The 13,778-nt window shown below is 56.5% G+C and carries 12 protein-coding genes; 9 read left to right on the forward strand and 3 right to left on the reverse strand.

Annotation, left to right across the window (positions count from 1 at the left end; translation table 11 throughout):
* Positions 1-268: 268 nt before the first annotated feature.
* Positions 269-901 carry a tyrosine-type recombinase/integrase gene (locus tag ACR0FG_RS20155; protein ID WP_480895094.1) on the forward strand — a complete coding sequence of 211 codons (633 nt, stop codon included), beginning with the start codon at positions 269-271 and terminating at the stop codon, positions 899-901.
* A 336-nt stretch (positions 902-1,237) separates the two neighbouring features.
* Here ACR0FG_RS20155 and ACR0FG_RS20160 read toward each other — a convergent pair whose 3' ends face one another.
* Positions 1,238-1,672, reverse strand: coding sequence for an RES family NAD+ phosphorylase (locus tag ACR0FG_RS20160; protein ID WP_480895096.1), 435 nt, complete (start codon positions 1,670-1,672; stop codon positions 1,238-1,240).
* 217 nt (positions 1,673-1,889) lie between these two features.
* Here ACR0FG_RS20160 and ACR0FG_RS20165 point away from each other — a divergent pair, with 217 nt between their 5' ends.
* The gene (locus ACR0FG_RS20165; RefSeq protein WP_480895098.1) at positions 1,890-3,419 is read left to right on the forward strand and encodes a M81 family metallopeptidase; all 1,530 of its coding nucleotides are present in this window, start codon (positions 1,890-1,892) and stop codon (positions 3,417-3,419) included.
* A gap of 8 nt (positions 3,420-3,427) precedes the next feature.
* Here ACR0FG_RS20165 and ACR0FG_RS20170 read toward each other — a convergent pair whose 3' ends face one another.
* A complete protein-coding gene (locus ACR0FG_RS20170) occupies positions 3,428-4,339 on the reverse strand; it encodes a LysR family transcriptional regulator (RefSeq protein ID WP_271951756.1) in 912 nt (303 codons plus the stop codon).
* A 181-nt stretch (positions 4,340-4,520) separates the two neighbouring features.
* Between ACR0FG_RS20170 and ACR0FG_RS20175 the strand changes: the two genes are divergently transcribed.
* The 7 genes from ACR0FG_RS20175 to ACR0FG_RS20205 are packed head-to-tail and all read left to right on the forward strand — an operon-like array spanning position 4,521 to position 12,859.
* On the forward strand, positions 4,521-6,101 hold the full coding sequence (locus ACR0FG_RS20175; protein ID WP_480895100.1) for an ABC transporter substrate-binding protein: 1,581 nt from the start codon (positions 4,521-4,523) through the stop codon (positions 6,099-6,101).
* 60 nt (positions 6,102-6,161) lie between these two features.
* The gene (locus tag ACR0FG_RS20180) at positions 6,162-7,139 is read left to right on the forward strand and encodes an ABC transporter permease (protein ID WP_142640320.1); all 978 of its coding nucleotides are present in this window, start codon (positions 6,162-6,164) and stop codon (positions 7,137-7,139) included.
* Positions 7,136-8,059 (forward strand): ABC transporter permease, encoded by a 924-nt coding sequence (locus tag ACR0FG_RS20185; RefSeq protein ID WP_480895103.1) that lies wholly within the window; start codon positions 7,136-7,138, stop codon positions 8,057-8,059. The genes ACR0FG_RS20180 and ACR0FG_RS20185 overlap by 4 nt, the downstream gene beginning before the upstream one ends.
* Positions 8,056-9,033 (forward strand): ABC transporter ATP-binding protein, encoded by a 978-nt coding sequence (locus ACR0FG_RS20190; protein ID WP_480895105.1) that lies wholly within the window; start codon positions 8,056-8,058, stop codon positions 9,031-9,033. Before ACR0FG_RS20185 ends, ACR0FG_RS20190 begins: the two co-directional genes overlap by 4 nt.
* Positions 9,030-10,034, forward strand: a complete 1,005-nt coding sequence (locus ACR0FG_RS20195; RefSeq protein WP_480895107.1) for an ABC transporter ATP-binding protein — start codon at positions 9,030-9,032, stop codon at positions 10,032-10,034. Before ACR0FG_RS20190 ends, ACR0FG_RS20195 begins: the two co-directional genes overlap by 4 nt.
* Positions 10,035-10,054: 20 nt before the next feature.
* On the forward strand, positions 10,055-11,461 hold the full coding sequence (locus ACR0FG_RS20200) for an amidohydrolase (RefSeq protein WP_480895109.1): 1,407 nt from the start codon (positions 10,055-10,057) through the stop codon (positions 11,459-11,461).
* A gap of 12 nt (positions 11,462-11,473) precedes the next feature.
* The gene (locus tag ACR0FG_RS20205) at positions 11,474-12,859 is read left to right on the forward strand and encodes a M20 family metallopeptidase (RefSeq protein ID WP_480895111.1); all 1,386 of its coding nucleotides are present in this window, start codon (positions 11,474-11,476) and stop codon (positions 12,857-12,859) included.
* A gap of 131 nt (positions 12,860-12,990) precedes the next feature.
* Here ACR0FG_RS20205 and ACR0FG_RS20210 read toward each other — a convergent pair whose 3' ends face one another.
* A complete protein-coding gene (locus ACR0FG_RS20210; RefSeq protein WP_480895113.1) occupies positions 12,991-13,584 on the reverse strand; it encodes a helix-turn-helix domain-containing protein in 594 nt (197 codons plus the stop codon).
* Positions 13,585-13,778 lie beyond the last annotated feature (194 nt).

Genomic DNA, 13,778 nt, shown 5'->3' on the forward strand with positions numbered 1-13,778 from the left:
GCTGCACGCGATTTGGCGAGAAAGTAGCCAAACAGCGGGATTATCCGCATGCTGTAAGATTGAGTGGAACACTGAATTTGCTTGTGATTGGTGCGGCGGCGCCTTGGAGGACCGAGTCGGATGTCGGCTTTGGGCCGTCGCTACCAGCATCAATGTCTGCTTTCTGCGTTTCACTGTCATTCGAGCGGCACACAGCATCCTGTGATATTGTATCGTGTCAACGTCGGGTTGTCGTTGTGGGAGGGCATGGCGGATCGGAGGATCAGCCATGGAAACCCCAAATTTACCTGCCATTCGTGCTCTTCGCCCCGCTTGGAACAAAGGTCGCATCGTCGGCCAGAAGCGACCGCTGAAACCAAAACATGTCTGGACAATCCGAGTTCGCCTCGAGCTTGCCGAAAACCATCGCGATCTTGCGCTCTTCAATATGGCAATCGACAGTAAGCTCCGCGGCTGTGATCTGGTGAAGATGAAGGTCGCCGATGTCATGTCATCGGGTCAGATCAAAGAACGGGCTTCGGTCCTTCAAAGCAAGACGCAGAAACCCGTGCGCTTTGAGATTTCCGAAGGCACACGTGCCTCTGTTGAGAAGTGGATGGAAGATGAGCTGATGGTCGGTTCGGAATACCTTTGGCCCGGCCGATTTCATGAACGCCTGCACATCTCGACACGCCAATATGCGCGGATTGTCCGCGATTGGGTCACGTCGATCGGCCTCGAAGCAAGCGCCTACGGAACCCATTCAATGAGGAGAACCAAGGTCACTCAGATCTACAAGAAGACCGGAAACCTACGCGCTGTTCAGCTTCTGCTTGGCCATACTAAGATGGACAGTACAGTCCGGTATCTCGGCGTCGAACTCGAGGATGCCTTGGCCATCGCCGAAGCGGTAGAGATCTAACGTTAACAGGCCGCTCTCGCGGGCGGCCCAAAGCGGTCACTCAGACAAATGCTGAAGTGCTGCATTCGCAGCCCGCATTGCGGGCGTTCGCTGCAGGCGCGAATTAATTGAGGCCGCAACTATCCGGGTTGCACCACGAAGTTGCCTATGAAGGTTTCGGTGTGACAGACCAGATTGCGGCAGCGGAGAAAGTCGCGATTTGCCAAAGTAAGGCATTCTCTTTCTATCTCCACATGAACCGCCTCTAGGTGGTCCCATCGATGCGACACCTTAGCGAACGGTGGTTTATCGCGATGGCCATAGTTGCGAAATGAGAGTTGGGTCGCACTTTAAACGTCACCGATAGTCCGGCAGGACGGTAACCGGTTTCACTTCACTACGCCGAAATACGCCAGGTGCGCTCGCCTCGTTCCATTGAAAAAGAGTGATGTGCCAAAAGCCCGGGCGCCTTCGTGAGGGATCAATCAATCCGATATGCCCGTCTGCTCTGATCCGATCAGCAGCGAACCATGAGGACGGATCCCTACCGGCAGCTACGAGTTTGCGCCAGGGTTGACTGGCAAGCGCATAGATATCTGCGGCTTCGGGGCTGCGCAGATCGAACAACGCACATCGTTCCACTTCGAAGGTCAGCACAACCCGCGGGCGATCATCCTTCCTGACGTCCTGTCCAATAGCGACTTTTGCGCTTTCGACATCAGGGCTCAGATACAAAGCGTCCTGCCCGCGGCGATTGAACCGGGCGGGTGGGCGATCCGGTGCGCCACGCATGAGGTGAACGTCTGGGTCATCGGCACAAACAATTTTTACGAATTCTCCGGAAACTTCTGTCAGCATAACGGGTGGCACTGATCGTTTGCGCGTCGCGCTATAGGAAAGACGCAGGGCGGCAGGGGTTTTCCTAGAAAAGTGAAGACGCATGATATCTTGATTGAAATCACTTACTCATGTTTCCTCGCACTGTGTTGCATTTCCAAAGGCCTCTCGCATGACGGCTCCAAAGATCGCCCTCCTTGGCGCAATTCTCGAGTCAAATCGCTTTGCACCCCCGGCTGATTTGTCAGACTTTAAGTCTCTGACATGGCTTTCAGGCGATGCATTGATGTCTGAAGCCAGATCCGCGACACCAAAGCTGGCAATAGAATTTGCAGCCTTTGTCAGGGCGATGGATGCTACGGGCGACTGGACGCCGTTACCCTGTATCTTGGCAGCCAGCCACCCGGCGGGTCCAGTACGAAAAACCGTGATCGAGGAGGTCATAGCGACCTCGGAAGACATGCTTTGCTCAGCTGGCCCTGTTGACGCAGTTTACATCTGCAATCACGGCGCGATGGTTGCCGAGCATGAACACGACCCCGATGGTTTGTTGATGTCACGCATTCGGAGAGTTGTCGGACCGGACGTACCTATCGTTGCGACACTCGATCTGCATGCTAATATCTCACAGCTGATGGTCGATGCCTGTGACCTGATCGTCGGTTATCGGACCAATCCCCACGTCGATCAGATAGAACGTGGCGAGGAAGCCGCCTTTTCGCTGCGCCGGATTTTGGCGTCGGGCGTCCAGCCCCAAACCGCGCATGTCAAGCTGCCTCTTGTTCCGGCATCCGTAACCCTGCTAAGTGCCGAGCACCCGTATGGCACCCTGATCGACCACGGTCAGCGACGACAAGCCGAAGGTCGAGGTGAAATTCTAAACGTATCGATCTTCGGTAATTTCCTTTTCTCCGACACACCCGACAACGGTCTGAGCATCGTTGTCACAGCGCGTGAGGACCAGAAAGCGGCCAATGCACTGGCGGAAGAACTGGCAGACATGGCCTGGTCATTGAGGAAGGATTTCGTTCGGAAACTGACATCCGTGACGGAAGCGATCTTAATTTCCACCGACCAAGCGCGCGCGCCTGTGATTTTCTCCGATGCCGGTGACAATCCTGGTGGCGGCGGCAGTGGCAGGACGACGGAACTGTTAGCCGCTCTTCATGCGGCAAATGTCGAAGAATGCCTGTTCGGTTCCTTTTGTGATCCGGAACTTGCGAACGAAGCCCATGGCATCGGTGTCGGCGGCAAATTCAGGGCACGATTCAACCGGTCTTCCGATTCCAGCGCTTTTTGGGCGCAATGGGATGTGCCTTTTGCGGCGGATGCAGAGGTCTTGGGTCTCCACAATGGAGATGTGGTAGGGGAACTGGGCATGACGGCTGGTCGGAGATTGGCCCTGGGGCCATCCGCTGCGCTTCGTATTGGTGGTATCACCGTGGTGGTGATCACCGATCGCACACAGACTGCCGACCCCGTGTTCTTTCATATGTTCGGACTGGATATTGCCGCAGCCCGGACCGTTGTTGTGAAATCCAGAGGCCACTTTCGGGCCGGATTTTCCAACTGGTTTGGGCCAAATCAGGTATTTGAGGTCGACACGGGCGGGCTTACGTCGCCTGTTCACGACCGCTGGCCGTTTGCTAATTTGCCACGACCGAACTTTCCGATGGACTTCGATACCTCGCGGGCGGAGTGAATATTGCGCTAGACGGGCTCTGAATACTTGTCATGTGGCGTCGTCAATTTGACAAACTGCATGAACTGGCGGGCAAGTTGCGACGGCGGTCGGCCTGATGGCAAAACGAAGCTGGTGTCATAGAAGATGGCGGCGTCAAATGGTCTGACGACAACGCCTTCCATCCCCGACGACAGTAACGGGAACGGGTTGATCAGCGTCACACCCAAACCCTCGCGGACAAGCTCCAGAGCGGCCATGTTCGTTGCTGTTTCAGCGACTTGTTTTGGACGAATTCCAGCGCGCGCAAAGATCTTTTCGGTGATCGCTCGAGTCCCCAGTCTTCGCAGAAACTCAATCAGCGCGACGCCCTCAAGATCTTGCGGCGTCACCACTCGTTTTTCCGATAGCGGATGGTTGCTCGGCATGGCGCAGACCACCTGACTGCGGCGCCAAGGCATGAGATGAACACCCGTTCGTTGGATCATCGCACTCGTCAAACCAAGATCATAGCGGAGGTCGAGAATGCCGGCGACCAGCACGTCCGTGGCCTGAATATCCAATTGAAGCTGCTTTCCTTCATTCTTCTTGAGAAAACTGGCCACCCTAGAGATGACAAAGTGATGTGCCAGAGTCGGCGGCACGATCAGGCGTAACGGCTCGTTATCCGGAGTAGCCCATTCTGCGCCCTCGATGTCCGCAAGCGTCTCGAAGATTGGGTCCAGTTTTTCGTTGAGACGCAAGGCTTCGTCTGTTGGGTCGATACGTCCCGATCGCCGGAGAAAGAGCGATCGCCCAACACGGGCCTCGAGTTGTGATAAGGACCGGCTCACGGCAGACTGCGAAATCCCGAGACGCCGCGCGGCGCCGATGGTTGTCCCAGTCGTGATCACGGCTCTTAGCGACTCGAACTCGCGCAGTCTGTGTCTGTGTTCCGTCATGCTACATTACTCCCCCGGTACGAGCGGCTGAACATCCAAACTCTTGGATTGGTCTATGCTAAAACGCATAGCAATAAGTATTGGCAATGATTTTTGCGGTAGCTAGCCTTTTTTAATAGGGCGCGGGATCGGCCAAAGATTCGCCCATTCACAAGCGCCAAACAAACAGGGAGTCTTTTTGATGAGGAAACTCACATCTGCGACAGCCGTCGCTATCAGCATTTTGGCTTTCGGCGCCGGTGCTGTTTCGGCCGAAAAACTAACGATCGGCCTCGCTTCGGAGCCGACGTCACTCGATCCGCATTTTCACAACCTGGGTCCGAACAACGCGATGTCCGTGCACATCTTTGACCGGCTGATCGCGCAGGATGAGAAGCAGCGCCTATCGCCGGGTCTTGCTGTGTCATGGGAGCCGATTGATGAATTAACTTGGGAGTTCAAGCTGCGTGAAGGCGTTAAGTTTCACGACGGAAGCGACTTCACGGCGGACGACGTCGTCTGCACCATGGCGCGCGCGCCGGACGTACCGAACTCTCCATCGGGATACGGCACCTATCTTAAGGGTAAGGAAGTCGTCAAGATCGATGACTACACGGTGCACTTCAAAACGGCCGCACCTTATCCGTTGATGGGCAACGACATTTCCACGATCCCTGTGATCTCAGAAGTGGGCTGCGAAGCAACGACGGAGGACTTCAACGCGGGTACGGCCGCCATCGGCACAGGGCCGTTCAAGTTCCAAAGTTACACGCCGGGTGAAAGCATCGTGCTGGTGCGGAACGACGATTACTGGGGTGATGCACCGATCTGGTCCGAGGTGGAATTCCGCCCAATCACGTCCGGTCCGAGCCGTGTTGCATCGCTTCTTGCCGGTGACGTCGACATGATATCGGGCGTACCAACGACCGATATCACAACACTTCAGGGCAACGATGGTATCCAGCTGAGCCAGGGCGTGTCCAACCGAGTGATCTATCTTCACATGGACCAATTCCGCGAGGATTCACCCTTTGTGAAGGCCAATGGTGGCGGCGATATCAAGAACCCCCTCATGGACGTCCGCGTCCGGAAAGCGATCAGCATGGCGATCAACCGCGATGCAATCGTTGAGCGTGTCATGGAGGGGGTTGCCCTGCCCGCCGGCCAGCTTCTGCCCGAGGGGTTCTTTGGCGTGTCTGACAATTTGGACGTCGTGGCCTATGATCCGGACGGTGCTAAAGCTCTTCTGGCTGAAGCCGGTTATCCCGATGGATTTGAAATGACAATCCATGGGCCGAATGACCGCTACATCAACGACGCCAAAATTGCCGAGGCAATTGCGCAAATGTTGACACGTGTGGGCATCAAGACTGCCGTCGAAACCATGCCGCGTTCGGTATACTTCGGACGCGCTTCCAAAGGCAGCCCGGAGGGTCTGCCGGAGTTCAGCTTTATCCTCGTCGGATGGGGCGCGGGGTCCGGCGAAGCGTCTTCGCCTCTCAAGTCCCTGATCCACACGCATGACAAAGATGCGGGCTTTGGATCATCGAACCGTGGCCGGCACTCGGATGCTGAAACCGACGCGTTGATCGAAGAAGCCCTGCGAACAGTCGATGACGCAAAGCGGCAGGAACTGCTCGCCGCGGCGACAGAGCGCGCGATCGATAATGTGGCGATCATTCCGACTCACTTCCAGGTCAACACCTGGGCGGCCAAAAAAGGTCTGAGCTACATCCCTCGGACCGACGAGTACACTCTCGCGACAGGCGTCGTGAAAGAGTAACCGCAATGCATCCGGGCCGCCTTCGCAGCGGCCCGGAACCTTTGCCCAGGGAATGTCCTCATGACCGTTTTCGTCATTCGCCGATTGCTACAAGCAATGCTTGTTGTCTTCCTGATGTCGGTGATTGTCTTTTTTGGCGTCAACATTGTTGGTGACCCGGTCTACATGCTGGTCAGTCCCGACGCGGATCAGGCCGACATCGAAGCTGCCATTCGACGGCTGGGATTGGATCGGCCTATTTGGGAACAGTACTGGTTGTTCCTCAAAGGTGCGGCACAGGGTGACCTCGGTGACAGTTTTGTCTTCGGTGAGCCCGCGCTCAAACTGATCCTGCACCATATGCCTGCCACAATGGAACTGGCCTTCAGTGCACTCTTTCTTGCCATCGTGATCGGTATTCCGTTGGGACTCTATGCCGGGCTCTATCCCGATAGCCCGCTTTCCAAAGGCATCATGGCTGGCTCGATACTTGGCTTCTCACTGCCGACCTTCTGGGTAGGGCTGATGCTTATCATGTTGTTTGCAGTAGAACTCAGGTGGGTCCCGGCGACAGGACGTGGTGATATCGGTTCGTTTCTTGGGATTCACAGCAGCCTTTTTACGCTCGATGGGTTGAGCCACATCTTCCTGCCTGCTCTCAACCTGGCACTTCTGAAGATTTCACTGGCAATCCGCCTTACCCGAGCAGGCGTCCGTGAAGCGATGGGGCAGGATTACGTGAAATATGCCCGGGCCAAGGGGCTTTCGACCCGACGCATCATTCTGGTGCATGTGATGAAGAACATCATGATCCCGGTTGTGACCGTCATGGGCCTCGAATTCGGCAGTTTGATTGGGTTCTCGGTGGTGACTGAATCGATCTTCGCATGGCCCGGAATGGGCAAACTGCTGATCGACGCAATACTGCAACTGGATCGGCCCGTCGTCGTCGCCTATCTGATGATCATCGTACTGTTCTTCGTGCTGATCAACCTGATCGTCGACATACTCTACTCGATCCTCGATCCGAGGGTTCGTTTGCAGGATCAGGGCGCATGACCGACACCGTCACAGATCAATCGCTGACCACCGCCAAGTCCCCTAAGGTCGAGACGCCGTTCCAGCGGTTTCGGGCCGAGTTCTTCGAAAGCAGGATCGCGACAGCGGCGTTCGGCATATTCCTGATCATCGTTCTTTTGGCCATACTGGCGCCCTGGATCACACCGCAGAACCCCTACGATCTTGGTCAGGTCAGCGTCATGGATGGGCGTTTACCGCCGGGTTCCGAGGCATTTGATGGATACACAATGTGGCTCGGCTCGGACGGGTCTGGGCGCGATCTCTACTCGGCAATTCTCTACGGTTTGCGTATCTCTCTGACCGTTGGGCTTGCATCTGGAGTGATTGCCCTTCTGATCGGTATGGCGATCGGTCTGGTCGCGGCCTACGCTGGTGGCCGGACCGAAGCGTTCATTATGCGCATCGTGGATCTTCAACTGTCGTTCCCGGCATCGCTGGTTGCTCTGATGATGGTTGCGGCCCTTGGTAAGGGTGTCGACAAGATCATCTTCGCCCTCGTAATCGCGCAATGGGCCTACTACGCCCGCACGGTTCGCGCGACCGCGCTTGTCGAGCGTGGCAAGGAATATGTCGAAGCCGCGCAATGCCTTGGAATATCGCGACCCCGGATCGTCTTTCGCCATATCCTTCCGAATTGCATGGCGCCTCTGATCGTCGTCGGCACGGTGCAAACCGCCAGCGCGATCTCATTGGAAGCGACGCTTTCGTTCCTTGGCGTGGGCCTTCCACAGACTGAACCGTCGATTGGGGTGCTGATCGCAAATGGCTTCGAATACATGCTATCCGGGCGCTACTGGATATCCGTTTTCCCCGGCATCGCGCTCTTGCTGACGGTCGTGTCCATCAACCTTGTGGGCGACCATTTGCGCGATGTTTTGAACCCGAGGTTGAAGAAATGACGGCAGTACTCGAAGTCAGCGGGCTAAAGACCCACTTCTTCACGCACGCGGGTGTGGTCAAGGCCGTGGATGGTGTGGATTTCACCGTCTCCAAGGGTGAGGTCATGGGGCTGGTGGGTGAGTCCGGGTCGGGCAAGTCGATCACCGGGTTTTCCATCCTAGGGCTGATCGATCCTCCCGGGCGCATCGTCGATGGGTCAATCCGTTTTAATGGTAACGAGATCGCGAACACACCGGAAGAGCGACTCAAAACCTTGCGTGGCAACCGAATCTCGATGATCTTTCAGGATCCGATGATGACGCTCAACCCGGTCCTGCGCGTCGATACGCAGATGATCGAGGCCATTCTCGCCCATGAAACCGTCAGCCGCCAAACCGCCTGGGAAAGAAGCCGCGATGCGCTTGGTTTGGTTGGCATCCCATCGCCGGAAGAGCGATTGCAGGCCTATCCGCATCAGCTTTCCGGTGGGATGCGGCAGCGCGTGGCGATTGCGACAGCCTTCCTGAATCAGCCGGACCTGATCATTGCCGACGAGCCGACGACCGCGCTCGACGTGACAATTCAGGCGCAGATCATCCACGAGGCCCAGAAACTGACGAAACGCACGGGAACCGCGATGATCTGGATCACGCATGACCTAGCCGTTGTGGCGGGGCTCGCGGATCGGATATCAGTCATGTACGCCGGACGGATCGTTGAACAGGGCGGCATCGACGATGTGATAGACCGCCCGCTGCATCCCTATACGGTTGGGCTTCTTGGATCGGTTCCGACCGCAAACCGGCGTGGGCAGCGTTTGTTCCAGATCGAAGGAATGACGCCAAACATGCTCGCCCTGCCTGAAGGGTGCGCCTTTGGTCCACGCTGTCAGGCCCGGACGGCAGCTTGTTCCGAACACCCCCCGATAAAGGACGTTGATGGCCGCCGCCTTCGCTGTTTCCACCCGCAAAGCACCGAGGAGACGACGCTATGACTGAGCCGTTCGTTGAAATCCGAGGCGTTTCGAAGCGCTTCACCAAGCGTTTGGACGTAGCGGGGAAAATCGCGCAGCGACTTGGCGCAAACATCCGTGAAGAAACAGTCCATGCGGTGGATAATGTAAACCTGTCGATCCAAAAGGGCGAGGTTCTGGGATTGGTCGGCGAGTCTGGCTGCGGCAAGTCCACGCTGGGACGTGTTGTGGCCGGCATTCACGCCGCTAGCGATGGGCAGATGTTCTATGAAGGCAAAGATGTCATGACATTGAGCGGCGCCGATAAACGCGCGGCGACCCTCGCAATTCAGATGATTTTTCAGGACCCCTTTGCCAGCCTCAACCCGCGTATGCGTGTCGAAGATATCATCGGTGAAGCGCCGCGCATGCACGGGATTGTCAGCAAGGCGGAGAGTGCTGACTACGTAGACGACGTGATGCGTAAGGTCGGCCTCGACCCGTCGCTCAAGCGGCGCTACGCACATCAGTTTTCCGGTGGGCAAAGGCAGCGGATCGGGATCGCCCGTGCGCTCGCCGTGAAGCCGAAGTTCCTTGTCTGCGACGAAGCCATCGCTGCGCTGGACGTATCGATCCAGGCGCAGGTCATCAACTTGTTCATGGATCTGCGCGAAGAGCTGGGCCTGACCTATCTGTTCATCAGCCATGACCTGAGCGTCGTCGAACACATCGCCGACCGCGTGGCGATCATGTATCTGGGCCGCATAGTCGAGAGTGCCTCGACCGAGGATATTTTTTCTGACCCACGCCATCCCTACACCAAAGCGCTGCTTGCAGAGGCTCCGCGCCTTGATCAGCGCCGGCGTGAGTTTGCCCCGATTGAGGGGGAAATTCCGTCGCCGCTCGATCCGCCATCTGGATGCACCTTCCACCCGCGTTGCCCGGTGGCGACCGCTGAGTGCCGCACCACTGTTCCTGAACTGAAAGCGGGGCGCGGCGGGCGCGAAACGGCTTGCCTGCTGGAACACGCCGAAACCGTTTGAACGAGAAGCTGGAGAGCCCCTTGAAAAACGCCGATCCGATCTGGGACCACGTTGACCGCCATCGTGATGATTTTATCGCATTGTCTGACCGCGTCTTTGACACGCCCGAAACGCTTTACACCGAGTACAAGTCCGTCGCTGAGCATGTGCAGATGTTACGCGCTCAGGGGTTCAAGATAACAGAGAATGCAGCTGGCATTCCTACGGCCGTGATTGGCGAAGCGGGAGACGAGGGTCCGGTGATCGCCATCCTCGGCGAGTTCGATGCGCTGCCATATCTGAGCCAAGCGCCAGGTGTGGCTGAACATCAGCCACTTGAAGAGGGCGGCAACGGGCATGGGTGTGGTCACAATCTGCTGGGCGCCGCCGCACTCTTGGCCGCGACGGCGGTGAAAGACTGGCTGGCCGAAAACGGCATCAAGGGCCGTGTGCGATACTATGGCTGCCCCGCTGAAGAAGGGGGCGCGGCCAAGACATACATGGTGCGCGAAGGACTGTTCGATGATGTCGACGCAGCCATCTCGTGGCATCCAGCGACCTTCACAGGCGTGAATGAGGCCAGATCGCTCGCAAACACCCGGATCGATTTCACTTTTCATGGAAAAGCTGCCCATGCGGCGGGTGCACCGGAATTGGGTAGGTCGGCGCTTGATGCGGTTGAACTGATGAACATCGGTGTAAATTACCTGCGCGAGCACATGCCCGACAGCGCCCGGGTGCACTACGCCTATCTCGACGCAGGTGGTGTTGCGCCGAACGTGGTGCAGGCCAAGGCCACGGTGCGCCAGCTCGTCCGCGCTAGTTCGCTACCCGACCTCGCCGATCTGGTTACGCGTGTCAAAAAGATTGCAGATGGTGCGGCGCTGATGACCGGGACGCAGGTCACAAGTCAGGTCTTTTCCGGCGTTTCAAACCTGCTTGGAAACCGTCCTTTGGAAGAAACCATGCAGCACGAGCTAGAGAAACTCGGACCCGTCGCCTTTGACGAGTCAGACCTCAGCTTTGCCCGTGAGATTCAGACTACATTGACCACGGCTGACATCAACACGACCTTCAGGCGGATCGGAGCTAAGCCCAAAAAGGATCTCGCACTCTGCGACTTCATCGCACCTCTTGATCGCCACAGCGATGGTGGCGAAGGCTCAACAGATGTCGGGGATGTGAGTTGGGCTGTTCCGACGGTTCAGGCTCGGGTCGCGACCTGCGCAATTGGAACGCCATTTCATACCTGGCAAACAGTTGCACAAGGCAAGGCACCCGCAGCGCACAAAGGCATGATCTACGCCGCAAAGGCTATGGCCGCGACAGCCTGTCGACTGGTTGAGGACCCGTCACGCATCGATGCTGCGCGCGCGACGCATCAAGACCATCTGGGCGAAACGCCGTACACATGTCCGATCCCTGCAGACGTGCGCCCACCTGTCTGAGGGAAAGTGAACATGACCCGCGCTGCTGCCATAGACAACGTCGCCGAATATTTTGACAGCGGTCGATTTGCAACCGATCTTAGCGAACTGGTTGCCCATGAGACGGAGAGCCAGACACCAGAGAAAGCGGCGGAACTTCCGCGCTATCTTGAAGAAGCTCTGGTTCCGCGCCTGCGCAGTATTGGGTTTTCCTGCGCAATCCACCCGAACCCTGTGCCAGATGCAGGTCCGATCCTTGTCGCTGAACGCATCGAGGACGACACAGGCCCAACGATCCTGTCCTATGGGCATGGCGACGTGATCCGCGCCCAAACCGATCAGTGGCGCAACGGGCTTTACCCGTTTCGTCTTGTGGATGAGGGCGATTGCCTCTTCGGACGCGGTACCGCTGACAACAAGGGACAACACCTCATCAACTTGGTTGCGTTGAGCTCCGTCATCGACGCTCGTGGATCACTCGGCTTCAACATTCGAATCCTTTTTGAAATGGGTGAGGAGATGGGGTCGCCGGGGCTGTCGGAGTTTTGCGCCACGCACAAAGAAAACCTTGCCGCGGATGTCCTGATCGCATCGGACGGACCACGCCTTCAGTCAGACACGCCGACTATGTTCATGGGTGCACGGGGCGGCAATTCGTTCGACCTCATCGTTGACCTTCGAGACGGCGCGCATCATTCCGGTAACTGGGGCGGTTTGCTTGCCGACCCCGCGATGATCCTTGCGCAAGCCCTCTCGACGATCACCGATGTGAGGGGCCAAATCCAAATACCAGAGTGGCGACCGACCAGCCTAACCGAAGACATCCGGCATACCCTGCGCAATTTACCGGTAGGCGGAGATGGCGGTCCGAAGATTGACGAAGACTGGGGCGAAGAAAGTCTGACACCGGCCGAACGGGTCTTTGGCTGGAACAGCTTTGCGATCCTCGCGATGAAAAGCGGTGTCCCCGAAGAGCCGGTTAACGCGATCTCGGGATATGCCAAGGCCGCCTGTCAACTCCGCTTCGTTGTTGGCACCGATCAAGCCGGTATCCTGTCGGCCCTTCGTCGCCACCTTGATGCGAGAGGATTTCAGATCGTTAAGATCAAACCTCACGACCGCGGATTTTTCGATGCGACGCGGACATCGCCGGAGCATCCTTGGGTGTCGTTTGTCGCGCGTTCGCTGGAAGAAACGTCTGGAAAGCGGCCGCATATTCTGCCAAATCTCGCCGGTTCCCTGCCCAATGAGGTCTTTTCCGATGTGCTCGGCCTCCCAACGATTTGGGTGCCTCATTCCTATCGTGGCTGTTCACAGCACGCGCCAAACGAACACGTGTTGAAGTCGGTGTCGCGGGATGCATTACGGGCAATGGTCGGTCTTTTCTGGGATATTGGTGACCTTGCCAGGCCACTCTGAACCCGAGATGCCAAGAAATTTCTCCGTACTTGGAATTCACAGTATCGCACTCTCGACTTTGAATGGCCGCTTTTGCGGATCAGAGGGGTCGCTTTCGCAAACACAGCGAAAGTCCGCTTCCCGCACTGCCTTCAGCACTTGACCGACTTAATGCCCCAAGGAATCGTCAATGCGGTAGGAAAGAATAGGCACACAGCTGTCAGCGCCGAAGTAAAAAGCAAGGTGTCGTGGTAGACTTGGTGTGTTTGCCATCCCCCAATCGAACGCTGAAACAATTCAATAGCCAAAACAAACGAAGAAGTAAGTTGGGCGGTAAACACTGCATTTTCAAACCATCGTCTCAAGGGTGTGATCCCGTTTCTACAGTATTCCTGGCTCGACGCTCGGAAACGTCTTATGCGTGTCCAAAGGGATTGTTTTTTCAGATCGTGCTCTGATGTCGGTGATGAATTAGCCGCCTCTTTCAATTCCCGACTCTGAACGATCAAAAGAAAAGGATCTACTTCCGGATCGATGGGATGTATGTCCAAGCCAGACGCTTCTGCAACATCTCGGCGAAACTCTAATGGTGCGGTAGTGATTGCGCGTTCGTAGTTTCGATAGGTTCTTAAAGAGCAACCAAATTTTTCAGCCATCTTCTGTTGGGTCAAGCCTAACTCAGCTCTGGTGTTGAAGAGCCTCTGTCCGTCTTTTTTGTGGGCTTTCGAATCGTTTTTGTCCGTCATGTCGGTCCTACATTTCAACGGTGGTGGGCAAATTGCACCCATTTAGCATCGCAGCATCGCGACTTTCAAAAAAAGTTCGACTGTCCGCGCGACCTACTTTTCTTGTCTGACGTCAGCACCAATGGGACAGTTTAGGTCGATTTGATAAGAGAGGGTTTCTGGCTCATCGTAACCGCCAAGGAGTGGAGATGAGA

The sequence above is a fragment of the Ruegeria sp. E1 genome (assembly GCF_056534225.1).

What these genes read in the sequence shown, in the direction of transcription:
- ACR0FG_RS20155 (WP_480895094.1), top strand. Translation starts at nt 269, where the DNA reads ATGGAAACCCCAAATTTACCTGCCATTCGTGCTCTTCGCCCCGCTTGG.
- ACR0FG_RS20160 (WP_480895096.1), bottom strand. Translation starts at nt 1,672, where the DNA reads ATGCGTGGCGCACCGGATCGCCCACCCGCCCGGTTCAATCGCCGCGGG.
- ACR0FG_RS20165 (WP_480895098.1), top strand. Translation starts at nt 1,890, where the DNA reads ATGACGGCTCCAAAGATCGCCCTCCTTGGCGCAATTCTCGAGTCAAAT.
- ACR0FG_RS20170 (WP_271951756.1), bottom strand. Translation starts at nt 4,339, where the DNA reads ATGACGGAACACAGACACAGACTGCGCGAGTTCGAGTCGCTAAGAGCC.
- ACR0FG_RS20175 (WP_480895100.1), top strand. Translation starts at nt 4,521, where the DNA reads ATGAGGAAACTCACATCTGCGACAGCCGTCGCTATCAGCATTTTGGCT.
- ACR0FG_RS20180 (WP_142640320.1), top strand. Translation starts at nt 6,162, where the DNA reads ATGACCGTTTTCGTCATTCGCCGATTGCTACAAGCAATGCTTGTTGTC.
- ACR0FG_RS20185 (WP_480895103.1), top strand. Translation starts at nt 7,136, where the DNA reads ATGACCGACACCGTCACAGATCAATCGCTGACCACCGCCAAGTCCCCT.
- ACR0FG_RS20190 (WP_480895105.1), top strand. Translation starts at nt 8,056, where the DNA reads ATGACGGCAGTACTCGAAGTCAGCGGGCTAAAGACCCACTTCTTCACG.
- ACR0FG_RS20195 (WP_480895107.1), top strand. Translation starts at nt 9,030, where the DNA reads ATGACTGAGCCGTTCGTTGAAATCCGAGGCGTTTCGAAGCGCTTCACC.
- ACR0FG_RS20205 (WP_480895111.1), top strand. Translation starts at nt 11,474, where the DNA reads ATGACCCGCGCTGCTGCCATAGACAACGTCGCCGAATATTTTGACAGC.
- ACR0FG_RS20210 (WP_480895113.1), bottom strand. Translation starts at nt 13,584, where the DNA reads ATGACGGACAAAAACGATTCGAAAGCCCACAAAAAAGACGGACAGAGG.